Source organism: Arenimonas maotaiensis (assembly GCF_014638745.1).
Classification (GTDB): Bacteria; Pseudomonadota; Gammaproteobacteria; order Xanthomonadales; family Xanthomonadaceae; genus Arenimonas; species Arenimonas maotaiensis.
This window is the reverse complement of sequence record NZ_BMFO01000003.1, coordinates 56,483-80,956: the sequence shown is the minus strand read 5'-3', so window position 1 is coordinate 80,956 and position 24,474 is coordinate 56,483. Positions and strand designations below refer to the sequence as shown.

The following is a 24,474-nucleotide window of genomic DNA, read 5'->3' as shown; positions in this document are numbered from 1 at the left end:
GGAAACGGGATGGCTTGCGCCATCCCGTTTTTGTTCCCGATCAGAAGCGCCAGCTGAAGCCCGCGTACAGCGAGCGGCCTTTGCCCGGTACCGCCACGCCCCAGGGCACATCAGCGGCCGACATGGTCTTGCCTTGGCCCAGGTACGCGCCGCCGAGCGGATGCGCGTAGAAGCGGTCGAACAGGTTGTCGACACCGAGATCGACACGCAGGCTGCCATGTTCATAGCCGCCGCGCAGATGCCATAACCCGTAGCCCGCCGTGCGCAGTTCATTGCGCGTGGCTGATACGTCGGTCTTGGCGTCCACCAGTTCGGCTTCCAGCGTCTGTGTCCAACGGCCCTGTCGGCGCTGCAACGCCAGCTTGGCGTTCATCGGCATCTGGTTGTACAGGCCGTCATTGGTGTCGCGGTTTTCGGCGTGCGCCGCGCTCATCACTGCGCGCAGCCGATATTCGCCGAAACGCGTCGAGCGTGTCAGCGGCAGTTCGGCTTGGGCGTCGATGCCCGTCAGCCGCGCCTGCGCGTTGACGAAACGCAGATAGACGAATCCGCTCTCGCGGCTCAGGTTCTGCGCCGTGCAGGACATGCCGTACGGCGTGGCCGACATGCAGCGTTCGGCGTCGATGTAATTATCGACATGCGTCAGGTACGGTGTCAGCGTCAGCTGCCAGCCGTCTTCGCCGGCGCCTTGCCAGCGCGCGCTCACGCTGGCCGTGTGCGCGGTTTCCGGCCGCAACGCCAGGTTGCCGACATAGCCGTTGCCGTCGCCGGCCAGGTTGACCATGCGCATCGCCATGCCGTGCGCGGACCAGGCGTAGCGTTCATACAGATTGGGCGAACGGGTCTTGCGCGCCAAGCCGAACTCCACGCTGTGCGCCGATGACGGCGTGAAGCGCGCCAAGGCGGTCAGGTCGAGGTTGGCGTCCAGGCGTTCGCGTTCGGCGGCGTTGAAAGCGGCGGCATCGATCGGGCTGAACAGGCCGTTGTAGGCCTGCACCGGGCCGGCGTCCATGCGCACGTTCTCGCGGCGCAGGCCGAATTGCGTCAGCCAGCGCACGTTCCACGCCGTTTCCCACTCGGCGAATGCGGCCAAGCGATCGCGCCGGCCGTTGCGGATGTTCCAGAACGTATCCGGCCACATCATCTTGCCGGATGGCAGCCAGTAGTCGTCCAACCGGTAGTGCTGCCATTCGGCGCCGGCGCGTAGCACGCTGCGTCCCGAAGCCGCGACGTCTGCCTTCAGCGCTAGCCCGGTGTTGCGGCCTTTGGTGTCCATCGGCATGCCGGCCGCCACGCAGCCCGGCGCGGTGCCGCAGATCGTACCCGGCACGCCGTCCGGCGGGCCATACCAGAACAGCTTGTCGTCGCCGAACTGCATGGCGTGCCGCGTGCGCTCCCGGTAGGCGCGTGCCGCCAGCGTGCCCCAGCCGAAGCGGCCGTCATAGCCCAGATTGAGTCGTTCGCTGTCGTTGCGGGTCATGTCCATGCGCTGGTTCGGGAAGCCCTGCAGCGGAATGTCCTGCACGGCGTACTCCAGGCTCAGGCGCTGGTCGTCGAAGCGTACGGCCAGTCCGATGCGGTGATTGACGCTGCGGTACGCGCTGGAGCCGACGGTTTCGCCATCCAGCATATCCCGCCCGGCGGCCGCCGCACCGGTCGGCTTGAACGCCGCGCCGGCGCGGTAGTTGCCGGCATCCGCGAACGCGCTCTGGTAGCGGAATGCCAGCCGTTCGCCGGCCAGATTCAGCGCCGCATCGGCGCCGAAGGCCTCGCCGTTGCTGCGGTAGCGCAGGCCGAGTTCGCCGGTCTGCAACACGCCTTCACCGGGCTCGGCGAATCGCGGCGCTTCGGAGCTGACCGCGATGGTGCCGCCGATGCTGTCGCCGCCGAGGCTGACCGGCGTAATACCGGCGAACACCGCCACCTCACCGACTTGGCTCGGCGCGATGTAGGACAGCGGCGGGTTCATGTGGTTGCCGCAGGCCGAGACCAGATCCATGCCGTCGATCTTGATGCGCACGCGGTCATCGCCCAGGCCGCGCAGGCTGGGCAGGGCCGAGACGCCGCCTGCGCCCTGCAGGGCGATGCCGGCGAATCCGTCGAGCAACGCCGCGCTGTCGTCGCTGCGTGCGGTACCGGCCGCGAGCGTATCCGCATCAGGGAGGTTGCCGGCCTGCGGCAGAGGCGTCGGCCGTTGACCGTGTACCTGCACGGCGTCCAGCGTTTCCGCCGGCTTGGTGGAGGGAATCACGCCGTTAACGGCGTGAGCGGGCAAACACAGGGCGGCGGCCACGGCCGCCGCCAATGGGGAGATGCGCATAGGGATTCCTGAAATCGAAAAATGACGGCCGCCATCTCGATGGCGGCGACGGAGGCGGATTTCAGGCAGTGGGCGGACCGCGCGAGCCTAAGCTTGATTGCGGCGTGCGCGATGAAGTCGGCGCACGATAGGCAATCGCTGGCCGGGAATCATCGGGATGGACCAAAGCCGCAACCGGCAAGGGCGGCGGCGGTGCAGTGCCGGTCGACAGCGGACAGTAACCGCAGTCGGCATCGGCATGATGTGACGGATCGGCCGGCGTTTGTGCTTCATCGGCGGCCAGAGCCACCCAACGCAGGCCCTCGCTGGTGCACAGCTCGACCCAGCCGTTGGATTCGCCCGCGTGCGCGAGCAGACGGCTGATGCCCGGCGCGCAGGCCAACAACAGCGCCGTGAAAAGCGCCATGGCACGGATCAGGGGCATCGGTTTGCGCAAGCGGTTCACGGTGGACAGTCTAGTCCGTGACATCACCAATCGGCTTGATCGTACTCAAGCCGGCCGGTCGAGGGGTTTCGGTTCAGCGCGTCGGCAGGCCGGCGGCTTCCCAGGCCAGCATGCCGCCGTCGACGTTGATGGCGTTGTCGCCCAGGCCGCCGCAGGCCATGCCGCTACGGCCGCCGCTGCGGCAGATCACCAGCAGATCGGATTGGTCGGGATCGACGCCGAGGTTGCGGTAGGCGTCCTTGCCGAGTTTCTGGATCAGCGACAACGGCACGTTGACCGCGCCCGGCGCCGATACCGCGCGGAATTCCTCGATTTCACGGACATCGACCAGCACCGCGCCGGTTTTTACGCGTTCGGCGGCTTCGTTGACGGAGACGGATTTGGACATGGCGAACAACCTCTTGAAGATGGAGAACATGTTCATGAACCGCAGAGCGACGCCGGTTCGGCATCGATGCCGACCGGGCAATAGATATCGTGCAAGGTCTGGATGATCCGGTGCACCGGCCCCTCGGCCACGCGGTAGAACACGGCCTGCGACTGCTTGCGGGTATCGACCAAGCCTTTCTCGCGCAATACCGCCAGATGCTGCGACAGCGCCGATTGGCTGACCTGCACCTGTTCATTGATCTGCGACACGTTGCGTTCGCCTTCGATCAGCAGGCACAGGATGCGCAGCCGTTGCGGATTGGCGAGGGCTTTCAGCAGGTCGGCGGCGGCATCGGCTTGGGCGGCCATGGCGTCGCCGGCGAAAGTGGGGTTTAGAGTGTTCATCGGAGGCATTTTACAATAAGCTTGACTAAATTAGCAATATCTAATTATCATGCCTTTAATTCAAACGGCCGGACACGGCGGAGAGGGACAGCAAATGAAGCGGATCATCGTGATGGGTGCCGGCTTGGCCGGCATGAGCGCCGCCTATGAACTGCGTCACAAATTGGGCGACGGCGCGGAAATCACCGTATTCGGTGACGGTCCACGCTTCAGCTTCACCCCCTCCAACCCGTGGCTGGCGGTCGGCTGGCGCCAGCCGGACCAGATTACCCTGGACGCCAACGAGCATCTGGCCAAGAAGAACATCCGTTTCGTGCCGCGCCGCATCGAGCGCATCGACGCCGCGGCAAAGACCGTGGCCACCGGCCAAGGCGATGTGCACGAATATGACTACCTGCTGATCTGCACCGGCCCGCGCCTGGCCTTCGAAGAAGTGGCCGGCACCGGTCCGCACGACGGCTTCACCCAGTCGGTGTGCACCACACCGCACGCGGCCCTGGCCTGGGAGCGTTACCAGGAATTCCTGAAGAATCCGGGTCCGATCGTGATCGGCGCGGTGCAGGGCGCCAGCTGCTTCGGTCCGGCCTATGAATTCATCATGATCCTCGACGCCGACTTGCGCAAACGCAAGCTGCGCGACAAGGTTCCGATGACCTTCGTGTCCAGCGAACCCTATATCGGCCACATGGGCCTGGGCGGCGTGGGCGATTCCAAGGGCCTGATGGAAAGCGAGATGCGCCAACGCCACATCAAGTGGCTGGTCAACGCCAAGGTCGCCGGTGTCGAAGCCGGTGTGATGCACGTCAGCGAATGCGACGACGCCGGTGCCGAGAAGAAGACGCACGACGTGCCGTTCAAGTTCGCCATGCTGCTGCCGGCGTTCAAGGGCGTCGATGCCGTGGCCGCGGTCGAGGGCCTGTGCAACCCGCGCGGCTTCGTGCTGACCGACAAGCACATGCGCTCCACCAAGTACCCCGAGATCTTCGCGGCCGGCGTTTGCGTCGCCATCCCGCCGGTGGAGGCAACCCCGGTGGCGACCGGCGCGCCGAAGACCGGCTTCATGATCGAATCGATGGTGACCACCATCGTCGAGAACATCGCCGCCGAACTGGCCGGCAAGCCGGCCGATTTCGAAGGCACCTGGAACGCGGTCTGCCTGGCCGACATGGGCGACACCGGCGCCGCGTTCGTGGCGCTGCCGCAGATCCCGCCGCGCAACGTGACCTGGACCAAGATGGGCAAGTGGGTGCATTACGCCAAAATCGCGTTCGAGAAGTACTTCCTGTACAAGATGCGCAACGGCACCTCCGAGCCGATCTACGAAAAGCACGTGCTGAGCGCGCTCGGCATCGAACGCCTGAAATGAATCCGATCCGCAACCGATACCTCAATCCGTAACCAACCGAAAGGAGTTTTGCCATGAATCTCGACCGTGCCGTGATGGCTTTCGCCGGTGTCATGATCCTGATCAGCCTGCTGCTGACCCACTATGTGCACCCCAACTTCGTCTGGTTCACCGTGTTCATCGGTCTGAACCTGTTCCAGGCCAGCCTGACCGGCTTCTGTCCGGCCGCGTGGCTGTTCAAGCTGTTCGGCGTGCCTGCCGGCAGCCACTTCAAGTAATCCACCCCATCCGCACGAGCCGCCATCCGACATGAAGAACACCGTACTTGCCCTGGCCCTGAGCGCCGCCCTTGCCGCCTGTTCCGCCCCGCCGCCGAGTGCGCCGGGCATGGATTTGAAGGCCATCGCCGCGGTCACCCCGCAGGCCGCCTCGAGTGATGCCGGCAGCCGTTGGGACGGCGTCATCGAAGCAGCGCAGCAGGCCGATCTGACCGCGCAGACCGCCGGCCGGGTGGCCTCGGTTGCGGTCGATGTGAATGACCGGGTCGCGGCCGGACAGGTGTTGCTGCGGCTGACCGGCGTGGAGCAACGTGCCGGCGCCGAGGCCGCGCGCGCGCAGGCGGCGGCGGCCCGTGCGCAGGCGGTGGAGGCGGAAGCGACGTATCGCCGCTTCGCCGGCTTGGCGCAACAGCAGTATGTGTCGGAACAGCAGCTCGACCAGGCCTTGGCGGCGCGCAATGCCGCGCAGGCCGCGGCTCGCGCCGCCGAAGCGAACGTGGCGCAGGCCATGCAACAGGCTGATTACACCCAGGTGCGCGCGCCGTACGCCGGCGTGGTGGCGCAACGACTGGTGGAGCCGGGCGAAAGCGTATCGCCCGGCCAGCCGCTGCTGCGGGTGTTCAACCCGGGTCGTTTCCGCATCCAGGTGCAGGTGCCGCAGGGCGTGGCGGCGGCGCTGCGCGCCGCGCCGCAGGCCGACATCACCTTGGCCGACGGCCGCGTGTTGGCCGCCTCGGAAGTGATCGTGTATCCCGGCGCCGATGCCGATGCGCACAGCGTGACCGTGCGCGTGCAGCTGCCGGCCGATGCCGGCGCGCTGATGCCCGGTCAGGTCGCCTCGGTGCGGTTCCCGGCCGGCGGCGCCGGTGCCGGCGCGGTCTGGCTGCCGCAGAGCGCGCTCTGGCAGCGCGGTGAATTGACCGGCGTGTATGTGCTGGGCAAAGACCGCCTGCTGCTGCGTCAGGTGCGCGTCGGCGAACGCCGCGGCGACCGGGTCGAAGTGCTGTCCGGCTTGGCGAAGGGCGAACGCGTGGCCGCCGATCCGGTGCGCGCCGCGCAGGCGCTGGCCGAATTCCGCGCCGCACAGGAGCGCTGAGATGGCGGATACCGGCAAACTCGGCATCTCCGGCCGGCTGGCCGCGCGCTTCCAGGACAATCCGCTGACCCCGATCCTGGCCATCCTCGGCCTGCTGCTCGGCCTGGTGGCGGTGCTGGTGACGCCGCAGGAGGAAGAGCCGCAGATCGACGTGACCATGGCCAACGTGTTCGTGCCGTTCCCCGGCGCCGATGCGCGCCAGGTCGAACAGCTGGTCAGTTTCCCGCTCGAAAAGAAATTATCCGAGATCGAAGGCGTCAAGCACGTGTATTCGATCTCGCGTCCGGGCATGGCGCTGCTTACCGTCGAATACACCGTCGGCGTCGAACGCCAGCCGGCCATCGTGCGCCTGTACAACCAGGTGTATTCCAACCAGGACTGGATGCCGCCCGGCGTCGGTGTCGGCCAGCCGCTGGTGAAGCCGAAGGGCATCGACGACGTGCCGGTGATGGCGCTCACGCTGTGGAGCGACGATCCGGCCGTGGACGGCCAGGCCTTGGCGCAGGTCGCGCATAGTCTGGAAACCGAACTCAAGCGTGTGCCCGGCACCCGCGACGTGTACACCCTCGGCGCCTACAACCAAGCGGTCACCGTCGAGCTCGATCCGGGGCGGTTGGCCGCCTACGGGCTGTCGGTGCATGAAGTCGCGCAGGCGTTGCAGGCCAGCAACCAAGCGCGCCATGCCGGCGACCGCGTCGGCGCCGATGGCGCCACGCCGGTGCAGGCCGGCCGCTTCCTGGCCGATAACGCCGAAGTCACCGAGTTGGTCATCGGCCTGTCCGGCGATAAGCCCGTGCGACTGTCGGACGTCGCCCGCATCGGCCAAGGCCTCGAGCCGCCGACGCAATTGGTGTGGCACGGCGCACCGGCCGGCCGCGCCGGCCCGGCCACCGGCCGTGCGCCGGCGGTCACCGTGGCCATCGCCAAGAAACCCGGCAGCAACGCCGCCGACATCACCGCTACTGTGCGCGAACGCCTAGACGGCCTGCGCGCGCAGGTGATTCCCGACGGCGTGCAGGTCGAGATCACCCGCGACTACGGGCAGTCCGCCGCCGATAAAGCCGCCAAGCTGATCCAGAAGCTGATCTTCGCCACGCTCTCGGTGGTGCTGCTGGTGCTGTTCGCACTCGGCCGGCGCGAAGCGGTGGTGGTCGGCAGTGCGGTCATCCTCACGCTCGCCATCACCCTGTTCGCGTCCTGGGCGATGGGCTTCACGCTCAACCGGGTGTCGCTGTTCGCGCTGATCTTCTCGATCGGCATCCTGGTCGACGACGCCATCGTGGTGGTGGAGAACATCCACCGGCACCGCGCGCTCGGCGGCAAGAGCCTGCGCGAGGCCATTCCGCTGGCGGTCGACGAAGTCGGCGCGCCGACCATCCTGGCCACCTTCACCGTCATCGCGGCGCTGCTGCCGATGGCCTTCGTGTCCGGTCTGATGGGCCCGTACATGCGTCCGATCCCGATCAACGCCTCGGTCGGCATGCTGATTTCGCTGCTGATCGCGCTGGTGGTGACGCCGTGGTTGAGCCTGAAGCTGCTGGCGCACGGCGCGCACGCGCACGGCGAAGACAAGCCCTCGAAACTGCAGTCCGTGGCCGAATCGGTGATGGGCCGTTTCATCGTCGGCCCGCAGGCCGCGAACAAGCGCCGGATGCTGTGGTTGGCCATCGCCGTGCTGTTGGCGCTGTCGGCCGGCTTGGCGGTGGTCAAGCTGGTGGTGCTGAAGATGTTGCCGAACGACAACAAGTCCGAGATCCAGCTGGTGGTCGACATGCCGGAAGGCAGCACGCTGGAGCAGACCAACGCCCTGCTCGGCGAGCTGGCGGTGCAGGTCGACAAGTTGCCGGAAGTGTTGAATTACCAAGCCTATGCCGGTACCTCGGCGCCGGTCACCTTCAACGGCTTGGTGCGCCAGTACTTCCTGCGCCAAGGTCCGCTGGTCGGCGATCTGCAGATCAACCTGGCCGACAAGCACGAACGTTCGCGCAAGAGCCACGACATCGCCTTGGCGCTGCGCCCGACCTTGCAGGCCGCGGCGGCCAAGTACGGCGCGTCGCTGAAGGTGGTGGAAGTGCCGCCCGGTCCGCCGGTGATGGCGCCGCTGGTGGCCGAGATCTACGGCCCGGATTACGCGCGTAGCCGCGCCATCGCCACGCAACTGCAGCAGCGCATGCGCGACACCGAGGGCGTGGTCGACATCGACAGCACGGTGGAAGCCGCCGGCGCGCAACGCGAACAGCTGATCATCGACCAGGCCCGCGCCGCGCGTCTGGGCGTCAGCCGTGAAGCCGTCACCCAGACCCTGCTGGCCGCGGTCGACGGTGCCGATGTGAGCTACCTGCAGGACGGCCGTTCGCGTTATCCGAAAGCCATCCGCTTGCGCCTGCCGGCTTCGGCCCAGGCTGATATGGCGCGCATCCTGCAGTTGGGCGTGAAGTCCTCCTCCGGCCGCGTCATCGCGCTGTCGGAGCTGGTGCAGGTGCGCACCCTGCCGTGGGACGGCGCCATCCACCACAAGGACCTGCTGCCGGTGGTGTACGTCACCGCCGATGAGGCCGGCGAGTTCGACAGCCCGCTGTACGGCATGTTCGACGTGGTCGGTCAGCTGGCCGACCTGCCGGACGGCCCGGACCGCCTGCGCCAGTATTTCATCTCGCAGCCCGAAAGCGAGGCCGCCTATGCGGTGAAGTGGGACGGCGAGTGGCAGATCACCTACGAGACCTTCCGCGACATGGGACTGGCCTATGCCGCCGGCCTGCTGTTGATCTACCTGCTGATCGTGGCGCAGTTCAAGAACTACCTGGTGCCGCTGATCATCATGGCGCCGATTCCGCTGACCGTGATCGGCGTGATGCCCGGCCACGCCCTGCTCGGCGCGCAGTTCACCGCCACTTCGATGATCGGCATGATCGCGCTGGCCGGCATCATCGTGCGCAACTCGATCCTGCTGGTCGACTTCATCAACCAGTCGCTGGCCGAGGGCAAGGAGCTGGGTGCGGCGGTGATCGAATCGGTGGCGGTGCGTGCCAAGCCGATCGCCTTGACCGGACTGGCGGCGATGCTGGGCGCGTTCTTCATCCTCGACGATCCGATCTTCAACGGCCTGGCCATCGCGCTGATCTTCGGCATCCTGGTCAGTACGGTGTTGACCCTGGTGGTGATTCCGCTGCTGTATTACGTGTATCTGCGGCGGCGCGAGGCCTAGGGCTCCCCTCGACAGGCTCGGGGAGCGGTTTACGGAATACCGGAAGGTCGTTGAGCTTGTCGAAACGACCGTTGAACATGTCGGCCGTGAACTAACTCCGCCGTTTCGGCAAGGCCAAGGCGCGATCCAACTGCCGGTACTGGATGGCTTCCGACAGATGCGGCAGGCCGATATCGGCGCTGCCGGCCAGATCGGCGATGGTGCGGGCCACGCGCAGGATGCGGAAGGTGGCGCGCGCCGACAGCTGAAGCGTGGCCATCGCTTTGTCCAACAAGTCCTGCCCGGCATCGCCGAGCTGGCAATGCGCTTTCAGGTCGCCCTGCGGCAGGTGCGCGTTGCATACGCCTTGTCGCCCGATCTGCTGGTGCCGCGCCCGCACCACGCGTTCGCGGATGTCGGCGCTGGCTTCGCCCAGCGGCGCGTTCAGATGCAGTTCCTCATGGCTGAGCCGGGTCATCGCCAGATGGATGTCGATGCGGTCGAGCAACGGCCCGGACAGTTTGCCGCGGTAGCGCTCGATGGCGTCCGGTGTGCAACGGCAGCGGCCGGAGGCGTCGCCGTACCAGCCGCAGGGGCAGGGGTTCATCGCCGCCACCAATTGGAAGCGGGCCGGGAATTCGGCGCTGTGCGCCGCGCGCGAAATGCTGACGGTGCCGGACTCCAGCGGTTGGCGCAGCACTTCCAGGCTCTTGCGGTCCCACTCGGCCAGTTCGTCCAGGAACAGCACGCCTTGGTGCGCCAAGGAAATCTCGCCGGGTTTGGGTTGCGTGCCGCCGCCGGCCAAGGCCGCGGCGCTGGCGGTGTGATGCGGGCTGCGGAACGGCCGTTGCCGGAAGCGGGTCAGGTCCAGGCCTTTGCCGGATACCGAGGCGATGGCGGCGGCTTCCATCGCCTCGTCGTCGGAGGCCGGCGGCAGGATGCCGGGCAGACGCGAGGCCAACAAGGTCTTGCCGCAACCGGGAGAACCGATCAGCAACAGGTGGTGGCCGCCGGCGGCCGCCACTTCCAAGGCCCGGCGCGCGCTGTGTTGGCCGCGCACGTCGGCCATGTCCGGCATCGGCGCCTCGATGAACTCCAGTTGCGCCGCCGCGTTCGGCAACAGGCGGTCGCCCCGCAGGTGGTGCACCACCTCCATCAGCGTGCGCGCCGTATAGATGTGTTCGGAGCGCGCCAGCCCGGCTTCCGCGGCATTGCCGAGCGGCACGATCATGCGCCGGCCGGCCTGCTTGGCCGCCAACGCCGCCGGCAGCACGCCGTCCACCGCGCGCAGTTCGCCGGTCAGCGCCAGTTCGCCGATGAACTCGTACTCGTCCAACGCGCGGGCGTCGATGGCGCCGTTGGCGGCCAGGATGCCGAGCGCCAAGGGCAGGTCGAAGCGGCCGCCGTCCTTGGGCAGGTCGGCCGGCGCCAGGTTGACGGTGATGCGGCGGTTGGGGAATTCCAGTTGTGCGCAGGAAATGGCGGCGCGCACGCGGTCGCGGCTTTCGCGTACTGCCGCTTCCGGCAGACCGACCATGTTGAGGACGGGCAACCCGGCCGCGAGATAGACTTCCACGCGCACAGCCGGGGCCTGCACGCCGGATCGGGCCCGGCTGTGGACCAGTGCTAGGGACATCGGGAACCTCGGCGGGGTTTATTCGGCGGCGTCTTGCGCGCGCAGGCGGGCTTCCAGCTGTTCGACGGTGCGCTCCAGCGCGTCCATCTTCTCGCGCGTGCGCAGCAGCACGGCGCGTTGCACGTCGAATTCCTCGCGGGTGACCAGTTCGAGCTTGGACAGGCTCATCTGCAGGGTGGCCTTGATGTTCTGTTCCAGGTCTTCCCGTGCCTGTTGCATGCCGGGCGGCACCAGGTTGCTGAGGCGGCGGGCCAAATCGTCGATGGCGGCGAGGTCGATCATGGGTCGTGCTCCATTGGGGTTTGGCTCAGTCTGCCGGCGCGGCCGGGCCGGGTCTGTCGGAACCGGTTCCGGCGCGCTCCGGTATTTTCCTATAATTCCGTCCGAAAGCCCACCGCCGCGGCGATTTTCGCTATTCTGGGGGCGGACAAGGAGACGCATATGAAAATGGTGATGGCCGTCATCAAGCCGTTCAAGCTCGACGACGTGCGCGAGGCGCTGAGCGAGGTCGGCGTGACCGGCGTGACGGTGACGGAAGTGAAGGGTTTCGGCCGCCAGAAAGGCCATACCGAACTGTACCGCGGCGCCGAGTACGTGGTCGACTTCCTGCCCAAGATCAAACTCGAGGTCGCGGTCGGCGACGACCAGCTCGACCGCGTGGTGGAGGCCATCCAGACCTCGGCCAACAGCGGCAAGATCGGCGACGGCAAGATTTTCGTGTACGAACTCGAACGCGTGGTGCGCATCCGCACCGGCGAGCTGGATGGGGATGCGTTGTAAAAAGATTCGAAACACACCGCGTGCCCGTTCTGGGCAGACACGCAGATCTGCCACTACGTCATTGCAATCCGTTCGATACCGGAAATCGGGCGAATACGAGGTTCGCCCCTACAACCACTCCCGCGGCACCAGATAGTCATTGAGTTTCGCCTCGGCGCTGCCAGCTTCCGGCGCGTATTGGTATTCGAAGCGCACGCGTGGCGGCAGGCTCATCAGGATGCTTTCGGTGCGGCCGCCGCTCTGCAGGCCGAACAGGGTGCCGCGGTCCCATACTAAATTGAATTCCACGTAGCGGCCGCGCCGGTACAGCTGGAACTCGCGTTCGCGTTCGCCATACGGCGTGTTTTTTCGGCGCTCCACAATCGGAACATAGGCATCGAGGTAGCCGTCGCCGACCGCGCGCAGGTACTCGAAGCTCTTGTCGAAGCCGTCGGCGTTCAGGTCGTCGAAGAACAGGCCGCCCACGCCACGGGTCTCGTTGCGGTGCTTGAGGAAGAAGTAGCGGTCGCACCAGGCCTTGTGCTCGGCGTAGCGCGTCGGCCCGAACGGCGCGCACAGGTCGCGCGCCACGGTATGCCAGTGGCGGACGTCGTCGTCGAACGGATAGAACGGGGTCAGGTCGAAACCGCCGCCGAACCACCAGATCGGCTCGCGGCCTTCGGGCGTGGCTTGGAAGAAGCGCACGTTGGCGTGCGAGGTCGGCACGTACGGGTTTTCCGGATGGATTACCAAGGATACGCCGACCGCTTTCCAGGGCGCGCCGGCCAATTCCGGCCGATGCGCGGTAGCCGAAGCCGGCAGGGTAGTTCCGGACACTTCCGAATAGCCGACGCCGGCCTGCTCGAACACCGCGCCGGCCTTCAGCACGCGCGAACGGCCGCCGCCGCCTTCGGCGCGTTGCCAGGTGTCCTCGGCGAAACAGCCGGTTCCGTCGGCGCGTTCCAGCGCCGCGCAGATGCGGTCCTGCAGGGATTTCAGATAGGTGCTGACGGTATCGAAGGCGTCCATGGCGGTTCCGGGCATCGCAAAACGCCATGATACCGCGCCGGCCGCGCTTATAATAAGCGCGATGCATTCCGACCCGATCCTGCCCGACATCCGCTTCGCCGCCGACACCGCCGCCGAGCACCGCTTCGCCTTCGCCGGTGAAGACGCCGTGCCGTGTCGATATCTGGCCGGCAACGCCGATCCCGAAGCCTGGCGGGTCGGTCCGGATTTCCGTTTCATCGCGTTGCGCGCCGGCGAGACCGGCGATTTGGTGGCCGATACCCGCCGCCTTTATACCGGTCTATTGGCGCAGGTGCGCGGTTCCAGCCATCCGTATCTGATCCGCATCTGGAATTATTTCGCCGACATCAACCGCGGCGACGAGGATGCCGAACGCTACCGGCAGTTCTGCGTCGGCCGGGCGCAGGCGGTGGACGCCGAGTTCAACGATCCGCCGCCGGCGGCGACCGCCATCGGTTCGCCGCGCGACGACGGCCTGCGGGTCATCGCCCTGTGTTCGAACCGCCCTGCCGTGGCGCTGGAGAATCCGCGCCAGACGCCGGCTTGGCAGTATCCACGCCAGTACGGCCGCGTGTCGCCGGGCTTCTCGCGCGGCGCCGTGCTGAACGCCGGTTCGGCTGCGCCGGTGCTGCTCGCGTCCGGCACCGCCAGCATCGTCGGCCATGCCTCGGTACACATCGGCGACACCGCCGAACAGTGCCGCGAGAGCCTGCGCAACCTGCAGGCCCTGCTCGACGAAGGCGAGCGCCGCTGCGGCGCCCGCTTCCGCTTCGCCGACTGCCGCGCCCTGCGGGTGTACGTGCGCGATCCTGCCGAGATCGATACGGTGCGCGCCGTGTTCGAAACCGGCGGTATCCCGCCGCGGCACATCGTCTACCTGCACGGCGACGTCTGCCGCCGCGAGTTGGCGGTGGAGCTGGAAGGCGTGTTTCCCGCCGATTGCTCTGGATGAAAAAGGCGCCCTGAGGCGCCTTTTTCACGCGATGGCCTGCTGGCCGGCGTCGAAGAGTTCCGGGATTCGTCCGGCCGGCACCGGCCTCGAGAACAGGTAGCCTTGGCCGTAATTGCAGCCGGCCCATATCAATGCGTCGCGCTGTTTCTCGGCTTCAATGCCTTCGGCGACCACCTTCATGCCCAGCTCATGGCCGAGCCGGATGACGTAGCCGCATAGGGCCATCTTGCGTTCGGAAGCGTCGATTTCGTCGATCAGCGACTTGTCGATCTTCAGGATGTCGAGCGGCAGGGTCTCCAGCTGCAGCAGATTCGAGAAGCCGGTTCCGAAGTCGTCCAGCGCGACGTGAAAGCCGCGCCCGCGCACCTCGGTAAGGAACTCCAAGGCGTCTTCGCCGGCCTCGAACAGGCTGCTTTCGGTGATCTCGAAAATCAGGTTGCCGGTATTTCGGTCAAAGCCGTTCAGACGCCTGAAAAACAGTTCCTGGTTGGCGATGCTGTGGTGCAGGTAGGCGGCCGGAATGTTGACCGCGACATCCAGCCGCATCCCATATTCCGCATGCCACTTTTTCATCTGGGCGTTGACGGTGTTCATTACCCACGCGGTAATCTCCACCAGCTGCTCGGAATCCAAAAGGGGAATGAACTGATTCGGCGGCACGCGGCCCAGTTCGGGGTGGTTCCAGCGGATCAGCGCCTCGACCTTGTGGAAACGGTCCAAGCCTAGGTCGAACACCGGCTGGTATTCCAGCTCGAATTGATCCATCGCGATGGCGGCCTCGATTCCGGAAATGATTTTCAGGCGGTTACGTATCGATGCGTGTATAGAAGCATCGTAAATTAGGACATGATTGGTATCGTTAAACTCCGCCGTATGCGCCGCAGTTTCCGCCTGCCGATGCAGCTCCTCGGCGTGGCCGCCGCTGGTCGGCCAGATGCTGACGCCGATGAATGGATTGCAGGGGATGCTGTGCTTGTGCAGCTGGATCGGCTGCCCCAGGTTTTTCAGGATCCCCGTCAGGCGCAGATCGTCATAGTGGTCGCCGATGTCCTCCAGCCTGAGCGATATCAGGAAGTCGGAATAGCTGGTGCGGGCGACTATGCCGTCGCTGCCGGCGATGCGCCAGAAGCGTTGGGACAGGATCTTCAACAGGGTCTTGCGCTCGCATTCGTCCAGCACCGATTTCGAGACTTCCAGGCCCTTGAGTTTCACGCACAGCACGGCATGGCGTACGCCTGCCGGCGCGTTGGCGAGCCGGCTGTTGAGCGCTTCGTTGAAGCCGGTGGCGTTCAGCAGGCCGGATCCGGGATCGGTCTGCAATGCCGTTTCGAGCTCGTTGTGGCTGTCCTTGAGCATTCGGTCCATTCGGGTGACCAGCGACGACAGCTGGTCGGACACCTTGAGCGAACTGATGTACGACCGCGTCACCTGGCGCGTGAGCACCTGCATCATCAGGACGATGACGAGGCTGCTCAGCATCACCCGGGCGGATACCGCTCCGCTCACCGAGCCATCGAGGAGCATGGCACCGACGGACACGATGCCGGACAGAAACGACATCGCCAACGCCCGTTTGGCGCTGAAGAACAGGTGGAACATGACCGCCACCGCCGGAAGCAGAAGGGTCGGCATCGCGCCGTTGATGAGTATCGAGGCCATGTAGCAACAGAACAGAAGCGCCGAAACCAGCACCTTCACCCGTTGGCTGAGGCGCCTGACGAACACGATCATGTACAGGGCGGACACGACGATGGCCGATCCGATCAGGATCGAGGCGGCCGGATTCCGCAATCCGCCACCCACCGTTTCGTGACCGACCAGAAGCACCACGCCGGCAATCGTCAGCACCAGTCCGACCACCATCATCGCCCAGCCGAGCGACTTGGCCGGCAGCTGGCTGCGGTCGGCATTGGTTTGCTCCAGATCGCGCAGCATGCGTTCGGAGCGCGACAGAATGCCGGCCACGTCCAATTCCGGACGCCGGCTGTTGTTGATGGGTTGATTCATGCCGCCACTATCGCAGAGTACGCGGTAACAATGGGTAACAGCCGAGCACATTGGTGTAACCCTGTGTAACAACCGCGCGCATGAGAAAAGGCGCCTTGCGGCGCCTTTTCCTGACTGATTCCCGTTACGGTTTCAGGTTCTGCTCGAACAGCTCGAAGATGCGCCGGTACTGGTCGTACCAGCTTTCCGGCTGCACGTAACCGTGCCGCTCCAGCGGATACGATGCGAAGCTCCAGTTCGGCTTCTTCAGCTCGATCAGGCGTTGCGACAGGCGCACGGAATCCTGATAGAACACGTTGTCGTCCATCATGCCGTGGCTGATCAGCAGCGCGCCCCTCAGGTTCTGCGCGTACTCGATCGGCGAGGATTTGCGGTAGGCCTCCGGATCGACGTCCGGCGTGTTCAGGATGTTGGCGGTGTACTCGTGGTTGTAGGTGGTCCAGTCGGTGACCGGGCGCAGCGCGGCGCCGGCCTTGAAGGTCTCGGGAGCGCGGAACAGCGCCATGAAGCTCATGAAGCCGCCGTAGCTGCCGCCGTAGATGCCGACGTTGGCCTTGTCGCCCTGGTGTCTTTCCACCAGGTAATCGACCCCGTCCAGGTAATCCTCCAGTTCCGGGTGGCCCATCTGCCGGTAGATGGCGGTGCGCCAGTCACGGCCGTAGCCTTCCGAGGCGCGGTAGTCCATGTCGAGCACGATGTAGCCGTTCTGCACCAGCAGGTTGTGGAACATCTGTTCGCGGAAGTAGTTTGGGTAGCGCGCGCTGACGTTCTGCAGGTAGCCGGCGCCGTGCACGAACAGCGCGATCGGATATTTCTTTCCGGCTTCCGCGTTCTTCGGACGGTACAGCTTGGCCCAGATCACGCCGGCGCCGTGTTTGGACGGCACCTGCACGTATTCCGGTTCGATCCATTCACGCGCCTTGAATTCGGCGCTGCGGGTGTCGGTCAGGCGGCGGGTGTCGCCGCTGGCGGCATCGACCACCGCCAGCTGCGCCGGCGTGTAGCTGGCCGAATGGCGCACGGCCAGACGCGTGCCGTCCGGCGACAGGCTGAAGTCCTCGACGCCGTCCAGCGCGGTCACTTCGCGCAGGCCGGAGCCGTCGCGGTTGACCCGGCAGACCTCGTAATCGCCCGGCCAGGCGCGGTTGCACAGGAAATAGGCCTGGCTGCCGTCGGCGTTCCATTGCACCGAGCTGGCTTCGTAGTTGCCGGCGGTCAGCGCTTTGGCGGTCTTGCCGTCGCCGAGATACAGATGGCTGTAGCCGCTCTGTTCGGACAGGAACCAGAAGCGGTTGTCGGGCAGGAAGCCGAATTCGTTGAAGCTCCAGTTGATCCAGGCCGGGTCGGTCAGGCGGTGGCGCACCTGCAGCGTGCCGGCGGCGAAGTCGACGCCGACCAGCCAGCGGTCCTTGTTGTCGACCGCGCGCAGCATCAACGCCACCTGCGAGCCGTCGTCGCTCCACACCGCCGGTACATCGGCGCGTACCGCGCGGTTGCCTTTCAGCGCTTCCAGCTTCTGCGCCTTGCGCAGGTCGGCCAGCGGGTCGGTCTTGATGCCGGGCAGAGCGGAAACGTCCAGTTCGCGCACGGAGCGGGCGGCCACGTCCACCAGCCAGACTTTGTGGGGCAGCGGCGGATTGCGGCCGACGCGCGTGCGCACGTCCTCGAACTCCTCGAAGCCGCTTTCGGTCACGTACAGCGGCATCTTGCCGGTGCGGCCTTCGTCGGCGCCTTTCTCGGCGGTCACCACCAGCGCGTAGCGGCCGTCCGGCGACAGCGAACTCGCTTCGACCGTCACCTTGTTGCCGAGATACACCGGCAACGCGGCGCCGCTGCCGTCGCCGGTGCGCCGCGCCTCGCGGTCGGCCTTCAGCGCCTCGCGTTCGGCCTTCTGGCGCGCCAGCGTGGCGATCAGGCGCAGTTCGTGCGCGGTGGCGGCGTTGGCCGGCGGCGCCTTGTCCGGATCGTTCTCGGTCTTCAGCTGCAGCACCGGTTCGATCAGGCCGTTGGTGTTCCAGGCGAACCAGTCGTTGCCGCGACGGAACAGCACGCGCCGGGCGTCACTGGCGAACATCGCGGCCGATTCGTTCTCGGCGCTGCGGGTCAGCTGCTGCAGCCTGCCGGTGCCGAGCTCGCGCAGGAACACGTCACCCTGGCGCACGAACACCGCGCGCCGGCGTTCGCGGTCGAAGCGCTGCGCGGCTTCGTCGACGTCGGCCCAGGCACTCTGGTCCACGCGTTCGCCCGCGCCGCCGGCCGGATCGATGCGGAACATGCCGCGCACCGGACTGCCGGCCAGCTTCTGGCGGTACAGGACGCTACGCGAGTCGGCGCTCCACCAAGCCGATTCCACCGGCGTGCCGATCCAGTCCGGATGGGCCATCGCCTGGTCGAGCGTGATCGGGGTTTGCGCGGACGCGGACGCCGCCAACAGGGCGGCCGAAAGCAGAAGCGGAAGACGTGCGGACATGCGGGATTCCTCGACGGTAAACCCCCATAGCCTAACAACAAATAGGCCTTTCCTGAAACGGCGATGTGGGTGACAATGACGCAAAGGCCTTGGACCGCGTATGCCCGTGTTCGTCTACAAATCCCTGCGCAAACCGGATACCTACCTGTATGTGCCGGCACGTGACGCTTTCGGAGCCGTGCCCGAGGCGGTGCAAGCACCCTTGAAACCCTGGCAGTTCGTGCTTGAATTCGAGTTGACGACCGGCCGCCGCCTGGCCCGGGTCGATGCCGCCGTGCTCGCGCGCAATCTGGCCGAACGCGGCTTCCATCTGCAATTCCCCCCCACCGTGCTCGATCCGCTGGTGGCCGGAGGCGTCGGCGATGGTTGAGTTCCTGTTCGCGGCCGCGCAGCTGGCGTTGCTGCAGGCCGTGTTGGCCGAGCTGGCGAAGGCCGTCGTGCGCCGCGGCCGTTGGCGCCTGTTGGATTCCGTGCAGTCCTTCGGCGCCGTCGCCGCCGCCTGGTTCGTGCTGCAGCTCGCCGTCGGCGGTCTGTTGCTTTGGCCGATCCGCGCCGTGCAGCAGACCCAGAGCCTGTGGTCGGCGCTGACGTTGGCGCTGGCCGCCGGCTTATTGGTGATTGGCCTGCAGCGCGTTTGGCCGAATTGGGCGCAGTGGCAGCGCGATTGGCGCCAAGGTTGGCCCGCGCTCGATTCCAGCGGTGCGGCATTCCGTTTCTGGTCTTCGGCCCTGGCCGGCGGCGTGTTGTTGGCCTTGGCCGCGCCGGCGGTGCTGCAGGCGGCCGGCTGGGCGTTCTGGGCCGCCGATTTCCGTCTGTGGCTGTGCGCGTACGTGGTGCTTGCCGCGCTCTGGCATGGCGTCGCCTCGGCCTTGCCCTTGCCGCGCTTGGCCGAAACGCCAGCATCCGCCCCGACAACCGGCCGCGCCACGCCGGTGTTGGCCTTGGATCCCGATCTGCGCCTGTTGCAGGCGGTGCACGACGGTCAGGTCGATATCGCGCTGGACGCGCTCGAGCAAGGCGCCAATCCCCATCAACTGCCGGCCGGCGGCGCCAAGGACCAGCGTAGCCTGATGATGATCGCCGCGACCTTGGGAGACTTGCGTCTGCTGCGCGGACTGATTGCGCACGGGGTCGACGTCAACGCCTTCCACGGCGGCTTGAACGCCCTGCTCAGCGCCACCCGCGACAGCTGGCACGGCCGGCCGGAAGCGGTGACCATGCTGCTGGCCAACGGCGCCCGTACCGAGGTCGTCGACCGCGACGGCAACACGCCGTTGCACCACGCCATGCGCAGCACCGATGCCGCGGTCGCGGCGCTGCTGCTGGACGCCGGCGCCGACATCGAGGCGGTCAACCGCGACGGCTTCACGCCGCTGGCCCTGGCCTGCCAGGCCGCCAACTGGCGCGTGGCGCGCTACATGCTGGAGCGCAAGGCCAAGACCGATCCGGCCGACGCACAGCCGGTGATCATCGCCGCCGCCGGTGCCGAAGACGACGAGATCGGCATCCGGCTGCTGCACAAGCACAAGGCCAAGATCGACGCCCGTGGCAGCGGCGGCCGCACGGCGCTGATGGTCGCGGCCGAAGCCGGTCTGGTCGAGGTGGTCGCGGTGCTGCTCGAACTCGGCGCGCAGATCAACCTGCAGGACGATGCCGGCTTGAGCGCCCACATGCTGGCCGCCAAGGCCGGCGAAGTCGACGTGTTGAAGCGTCTGCAGCAATCGCCGCGGCTCAACGCGCAGGCGACCGACCAGGATGGCAAGACCGCGCTCGATCACGCCCTGGCCAACGGCCGTTGGTCGGCGGTGGCCTGCATCGATCCCGATTACGCGCTGCCCGAGCACCTGGCGCGCGAGCCCGAACGCGAGCACCGGGTGACCGGCAGCCAGCAGTTGTTCCATGTGCTGTCCGACGCCGATTTCGCCGCCGCCGCCGATCTGCTGCAGGCCGGCTTGGCGCCGGGCGGCCCGGAGCTGGCCGAGCTGTACTTCCTGTTCTGCCAGCAGGATCGCCGCGACGTGCTGGCCTGGCTGCGCCGCCAGGGCGCGCATCTGTTCAGCCGCGACGCGCATGGCCGCGACGTCTACCGCCGCCTGTTGCAGGGTGCACAGAATCCGTCCACGTTGCTGTCGCATTGTCTGGCCGCAGGCGAGACGGTCAGCGGTAACGGTACGTTGGCGGCCTATCTGGATTGCTGCCTGCACAACGATTTCGGCCGCCGCGCCGATGAGCAGTTCGCCTTGCAGTTGCTGGCCCAGGGCGCCGATGCCTTCGCCGCGGCCGAAGGCGGCATGGCGCCGCCGCTGGTCACCGCCGTGCGCCTGGGTTGGCAACGCCTGTGCGATGCGCTGTTGGCGCTCGGCGCCGACGCCAATGCGCCGGATGCGGCCGGATTGACCGCCCTGCATTTCGCCGCGCAATCGGGCAATACCGGTTTGTTGAAGACGCTGCTCGCGGCCGGTGCCGATGCCGAGCGCCGGGCCGGCGACGGCCAGACGCCGCTCGGCTCGGCTCTGATCAATGCCCACGCCGAGGCCGCGCGTTGGCTGTCTTGGCCGCGCTGGCCGCTGCCCGGCCGCCGTCTGCACGGCGGCGACCTGTCGGCCGCGGCCGCCGCCGGCGACCACGATGCCGTCGCCAGGTTGCTTGCGCTCGGCGTGCCGGTCGACGGCGTCGATGCCAAGGGTTCGACCGCGTTGATCCACGCCTGTGGCCAAGGCCGGCTGGATACCGTGGCCCTGTTGCTGGCCAACGGCGCCGACGCCGGCAAGCCCGCGCGCGGCGGCGTGACGCCGTTGTGGGCCGCACTCAGCCAGATGCACGGCGAAGTCCTGCGCGCGTTGCTGGCGCACGGCATCGAAGTCAACCAGGCCGTCGCCGGATTCCCGCCCTTGAACCTGGCCTGCGTCGGCGGCGATCCCGAACCGGTCGCCCTGTTGCTGGAGCACGGCGCCGACATCGGCGCCGTCGACGGCCAAGGCCAAAACGCCCTGCACGCCTGCTGCGGATATCTGGCGTCGGAACGCGCGCGGCTGGAGTCGGTGGTGTTGGTCGACAGCCTGATCCGCGCCGGCGCCGCGGTCGATGCCGTCGACAAATACGGCCAGACGCCGATGCATCTGCTGTGCGGCGCCGGCCTGCAGAAGGGCCAGACGCTGAAGGAGGATCTGGCGCTGTCGGCGCTGGATCGCCTGCTACAGGCATCACCGGCGGTGGACGCCCCGGACGCGCGCGGTTTCACCCCGCTGCACCATGCCGCCGCCCGCGGCTACGGCCGTCTGGTCGGCCGTCTGCTGGCTGCCGGCGCCGACCGCAGCCGGCGCGACAACCTCGGCCGCAGCGCTTACGATTTCGCGGTGATGGGCGGCTTTTCGGAAACCGCGAACCTGTTGCAGGACCGCCCCGAGCGCGTCGACATCGCCAGCCTGCTGGTCAAGAAAGATCAGGGCTGAGCGCCGTCGCGGTTCTTGCGGTCGGCGTCGAACAGCGCTTCCAGCTCCCGATAGGCCTCTTCGGTGCTGGCCACCAGGGCGGCTTCGTTGTCATGCACCAGATACTGTTCGGCCAGTATGTGCTCGTCGTGCTCCAGGAACAGCTTGGCCGAGCGTTCGGCCTCGTCCTGCGGCATGCCCAGGCCGATGAACGCCATCTTGCCGATTTCCACGCTCGAGTACAGGGTCTCGCGGATGGCGGCCACGTTCAGGTCCATCAGCCGGAAGGCGTGCTGGCGGTTGCGCGCGCGCGCGATCACCCGCAGGTGCGGGAAATGCCGCCGCGCCAGACGCGCGATCTTCAGGTTCACTTCCGGATTGTCGGCGGCGATGATCAGCAGTTCGGCCTGCGCCACATGCGCCGACCGCAGCACCTCCAGCCGGCTCGGATCGCCGAAGTAGATCATGCTGCCGAATTTGCGCGACATCGCGACCTGGTCGACGCTGCTTTCCAGCGCGATGAACGGGATGCGGCGCGCGCTCAGCATGCGTCCCACGATCTGGCCCATGCGGCCGAAGCCGGCGATGACCACGCGCGGATGCGAATCCTCGATGGCGTCATATGCCGGTTCCGCCGCCTCCGGCTCCGGGTTGCGCTTGAACAGCGCCTGCAAACCGATCAGGATGAACGGGGTCAAGGCGATGCTGATGCCGACCACGGCCACCAGACGGTCGCGCCAGACGGTTTCGATCAGGCCGTATTTGACCGAATCGGCGAACACCACGAAGGCGAATTCGCCGCCGAGCGCCATGCTGCCGGCCAGCAGCAGCGCCTGCCGCCTGCCGATGCCGGCCTGCCGCAGGCCGAGCGCGTACAGCACCAGCGCTTTGATCGCCAATAAGGCGGCGACGCCGCCCAGGATCAGCCCGGGCTCGCCGGCGATCACCGGCAGATTGATGGTCATACCGACCGAGATGAAGAACAGGCCGAGCAGCAGGCCCTTGAACGGATCGACCTGCGCTTCGATCTCGTGCCGGAATTCCGAATCGGCGGTCAGCACGCCCGCCAGGAACGCGCCGAGACCCATCGACAGCCCGACCGAGTGCAGCAGCCAACCGGTGCCGATCACCAGCAGCAGCGCGGTGGCGGTGAAGATCTCGCGCATCTGGGTCCAGGCCACGGCACGGAACAGCCGGCGCATGGCGAATCGGCCCAGCAACACCACCAGCAACAGCACGCCGATTGCTTCCAGCACCATCGTGCCGGTGAAGCCGCCGCCGCTGGCGCGGCTTTGGCCGAGCAGGGGAATCGCCGCCAGCAGGGGAATCGCCACGATGTCCTGGAACAGCAGGATGCCGAACGCCGATTTGCCGTGCGGCTCCGCCAGCTCCTTGCGTTCAGCGAGCAGCTGCAGCACCACGGCGGTCGAGGACAGCGCCAGGCCGACGGCCAGGATCAGCGCGCTCTGCCAGGACAGGTCGAACAGGCGCAATACGGCGAACAGGCCCAGCGCACTCAAGCCCACCTGCAGGCTGCCGGCCACGAAAATCCGCTGCCGCATCTGCCAGAGTTTGGTCGGCGACAGTTCCAGGCCGATCACGAACAGCATCATCATCACGCCGAATTCGGAGATGGTCAGCATGCTTTCCGGACTGGAGATCACCCGCAACCCGAACGGCCCCAGCACCAGCCCGACGAACAGGTAGCCCAACACCGCGCTCAGCCCCAGGCGGCGGAACAGCGGCACCGCCAGCACCGAGGCCAACAGGAACCACAGCAGGTCGATCAGGCCGGAATGCGCCATTCAGTATTCTCCGCCGCATCCGGCGGCCGGTTCCAGTATAAACGCCGCCGCCATTTCTGCTAAAGTGAAATCGCGCGACGGCCCGCCGGACCGCGCACCATAACGAGAACGAAAATCCAGGGGAAAACACGATGCAGACGTCCATCCGGAGAGCGGCTTTCGGCCTGTTGCTGACCGCCGTCACCGCCGCCGCCTCGGCCCAGACCGAATACAGCCGCCGCGTCACCGGCAGCATGGAGGTTTCCGCCGCCGGCCAGGTGCTGACCTATACCATGCAACCCGCCGGCGCGCCGGCCATCGACCAAAGCCTCGGCAATCTGGTCGAGTCCTGGCGCTTCAATCCGCCGTCCGGCGGCAAGACGCTCCGGGTCGAGTTCAGCCTGACCCTGATGCGCCCCAGCCTGGAAGAGCGCACCTACACGCTCAAACGCGTCGAATTCTTCCCGCAGGGCGTGCAGCCCGCGGCCCGCGGCGCCGGCCCGGACGAGCAGGCCTATTGCCGGCAAGCCGATGCCGCCCCGCGCGGCGACGTCATCTGCCCGGCCATATTGCCCGCCGACCCGGCCTTGGCCGCCATGCCGATTAGCGCCGAGGCCTACATCGCCCTGCGCAAGACCGATTCCGGCGCCGAGGCGGTGCTCGAAAGTCTGTACCTGTACGGTCCGCAGAACGGCAAGTTGCTGAACCGCGCCCTGAACCTCGGCAAGCAGCAGTTCGCGCCGGCGGCGTTGGCTTGGGCCAACAAGAACGCCTTGGCGCTGCTGCAGGGCCGCGATCATTTCCTGACCCGCGTCGAGTTCGTGCAGGCCAACAACACGTTGCCCTGGCGCCGCCAGGAGAAAGTACAGGCCGATGCGGCCGACTGGCTGACCGACGCCGTGCGCGCCAAGACCGTGTATGTGAGCCAAGGCGGGTTGGAGTTGCAGTAGATCCGGGATGCGAT

At 66.8% G+C, this 24,474-nt stretch carries 19 protein-coding genes; 9 read left to right on the top strand and 10 right to left on the bottom strand.

Features of this window, described 5'->3' with window-relative positions:
• Positions 1–40: 40 nt before the first annotated feature.
• From IEV56_RS07740 to IEV56_RS07725, 4 genes are all read right to left on the bottom strand, one after another.
• Positions 41–2,320, bottom strand: coding sequence for a TonB-dependent receptor plug domain-containing protein (locus IEV56_RS07740; RefSeq protein ID WP_188449549.1), 2,280 nt, complete (start codon positions 2,318–2,320; stop codon positions 41–43).
• Between the two features lie 61 nt (positions 2,321–2,381).
• Positions 2,382–2,726, bottom strand: coding sequence for a DUF2946 domain-containing protein (locus tag IEV56_RS07735; RefSeq protein ID WP_188449547.1), 345 nt, complete (start codon positions 2,724–2,726; stop codon positions 2,382–2,384).
• A gap of 112 nt (positions 2,727–2,838) precedes the next feature.
• Positions 2,839–3,153 carry a rhodanese-like domain-containing protein gene (locus IEV56_RS07730; protein WP_188449545.1) on the bottom strand — a complete coding sequence of 105 codons (315 nt, stop codon included), beginning with the start codon at positions 3,151–3,153 and terminating at the stop codon, positions 2,839–2,841.
• Between the two features lie 32 nt (positions 3,154–3,185).
• Complete coding sequence (locus IEV56_RS07725) at positions 3,186–3,539, bottom strand: ArsR/SmtB family transcription factor (RefSeq protein WP_188449543.1); 354 nt, start codon at positions 3,537–3,539, stop codon at positions 3,186–3,188.
• 94 nt (positions 3,540–3,633) lie between these two features.
• Between IEV56_RS07725 and IEV56_RS07720 the strand changes: the two genes are divergently transcribed.
• The 4 genes from IEV56_RS07720 to IEV56_RS07705 are packed head-to-tail and all read left to right on the top strand — an operon-like array spanning position 3,634 to position 9,463.
• Positions 3,634–4,905, top strand: coding sequence for an NAD(P)/FAD-dependent oxidoreductase (locus IEV56_RS07720; RefSeq protein WP_188449541.1), 1,272 nt, complete (start codon positions 3,634–3,636; stop codon positions 4,903–4,905).
• Positions 4,906–4,958: 53 nt separating this feature from the next.
• Complete coding sequence (locus tag IEV56_RS07715) at positions 4,959–5,162, top strand: YgaP family membrane protein (protein ID WP_188449539.1); 204 nt, start codon at positions 4,959–4,961, stop codon at positions 5,160–5,162.
• Between the two features lie 31 nt (positions 5,163–5,193).
• Complete coding sequence (locus tag IEV56_RS07710; RefSeq protein ID WP_188449537.1) at positions 5,194–6,258, top strand: efflux RND transporter periplasmic adaptor subunit; 1,065 nt, start codon at positions 5,194–5,196, stop codon at positions 6,256–6,258.
• A gap of 1 nt (position 6,259) precedes the next feature.
• Positions 6,260–9,463 (top strand): efflux RND transporter permease subunit, encoded by a 3,204-nt coding sequence (locus tag IEV56_RS07705; RefSeq protein ID WP_188449535.1) that lies wholly within the window; start codon positions 6,260–6,262, stop codon positions 9,461–9,463.
• A 91-nt stretch (positions 9,464–9,554) separates the two neighbouring features.
• Here IEV56_RS07705 and IEV56_RS07700 read toward each other — a convergent pair whose 3' ends face one another.
• The gene (locus IEV56_RS07700) at positions 9,555–11,078 is read right to left on the bottom strand and encodes a YifB family Mg chelatase-like AAA ATPase (RefSeq protein WP_188449533.1); all 1,524 of its coding nucleotides are present in this window, start codon (positions 11,076–11,078) and stop codon (positions 9,555–9,557) included.
• A gap of 18 nt (positions 11,079–11,096) precedes the next feature.
• Complete coding sequence (ubiK, locus tag IEV56_RS07695) at positions 11,097–11,360, bottom strand: ubiquinone biosynthesis accessory factor UbiK (RefSeq protein WP_188449531.1); 264 nt, start codon at positions 11,358–11,360, stop codon at positions 11,097–11,099.
• A 159-nt stretch (positions 11,361–11,519) separates the two neighbouring features.
• Here ubiK and glnK point away from each other — a divergent pair, with 159 nt between their 5' ends.
• Positions 11,520–11,858 carry a P-II family nitrogen regulator gene (gene glnK, locus IEV56_RS07690; protein WP_188449529.1) on the top strand — a complete coding sequence of 113 codons (339 nt, stop codon included), beginning with the start codon at positions 11,520–11,522 and terminating at the stop codon, positions 11,856–11,858.
• A 108-nt stretch (positions 11,859–11,966) separates the two neighbouring features.
• Here the strand turns inward: glnK and hemF are convergent, their stop codons facing one another.
• Positions 11,967–12,866 carry an oxygen-dependent coproporphyrinogen oxidase gene (gene hemF / locus IEV56_RS07685; RefSeq protein WP_188449527.1) on the bottom strand — a complete coding sequence of 300 codons (900 nt, stop codon included), beginning with the start codon at positions 12,864–12,866 and terminating at the stop codon, positions 11,967–11,969.
• On the opposite strand from hemF, the gene IEV56_RS07680 reads away from it, so the two are divergent.
• Positions 12,865–13,818: a chorismate transformation FkbO/Hyg5 family protein gene (locus IEV56_RS07680; RefSeq protein ID WP_188449525.1), complete on the top strand. Its 954-nt coding sequence runs from the start codon at positions 12,865–12,867 to the stop codon at positions 13,816–13,818. The genes hemF and IEV56_RS07680 overlap by 2 nt on opposite strands.
• A gap of 24 nt (positions 13,819–13,842) precedes the next feature.
• Here the strand turns inward: IEV56_RS07680 and IEV56_RS07675 are convergent, their stop codons facing one another.
• Positions 13,843–15,783 (bottom strand): putative bifunctional diguanylate cyclase/phosphodiesterase, encoded by a 1,941-nt coding sequence (locus IEV56_RS07675; RefSeq protein WP_188449522.1) that lies wholly within the window; start codon positions 15,781–15,783, stop codon positions 13,843–13,845.
• Positions 15,784–15,949: 166 nt separating this feature from the next.
• Positions 15,950–18,295 (bottom strand): S9 family peptidase, encoded by a 2,346-nt coding sequence (locus IEV56_RS07670; RefSeq protein WP_188449520.1) that lies wholly within the window; start codon positions 18,293–18,295, stop codon positions 15,950–15,952.
• A gap of 100 nt (positions 18,296–18,395) precedes the next feature.
• Here IEV56_RS07670 and IEV56_RS07665 point away from each other — a divergent pair, with 100 nt between their 5' ends.
• Both IEV56_RS07665 and IEV56_RS07660 read left to right on the top strand, forming a co-directional pair.
• On the top strand, positions 18,396–18,665 hold the full coding sequence (locus IEV56_RS07665) for a YcgL domain-containing protein (RefSeq protein WP_188449518.1): 270 nt from the start codon (positions 18,396–18,398) through the stop codon (positions 18,663–18,665).
• Positions 18,658–21,747, top strand: a complete 3,090-nt coding sequence (locus IEV56_RS07660) for an ankyrin repeat domain-containing protein (RefSeq protein ID WP_188449516.1) — start codon at positions 18,658–18,660, stop codon at positions 21,745–21,747. The genes IEV56_RS07665 and IEV56_RS07660 overlap by 8 nt, the downstream gene beginning before the upstream one ends.
• On the opposite strand, the gene IEV56_RS07655 is transcribed toward IEV56_RS07660, so the two are convergent.
• Positions 21,738–23,531 (bottom strand): monovalent cation:proton antiporter-2 (CPA2) family protein, encoded by a 1,794-nt coding sequence (locus IEV56_RS07655; protein ID WP_188449514.1) that lies wholly within the window; start codon positions 23,529–23,531, stop codon positions 21,738–21,740. The genes IEV56_RS07660 and IEV56_RS07655 overlap by 10 nt on opposite strands.
• A 131-nt stretch (positions 23,532–23,662) precedes the next feature.
• On the opposite strand from IEV56_RS07655, the gene IEV56_RS07650 reads away from it, so the two are divergent.
• On the top strand, positions 23,663–24,460 hold the full coding sequence (locus IEV56_RS07650; RefSeq protein WP_188449512.1) for a hypothetical protein: 798 nt from the start codon (positions 23,663–23,665) through the stop codon (positions 24,458–24,460).
• Positions 24,461–24,474: the final 14 nt, after the last annotated feature.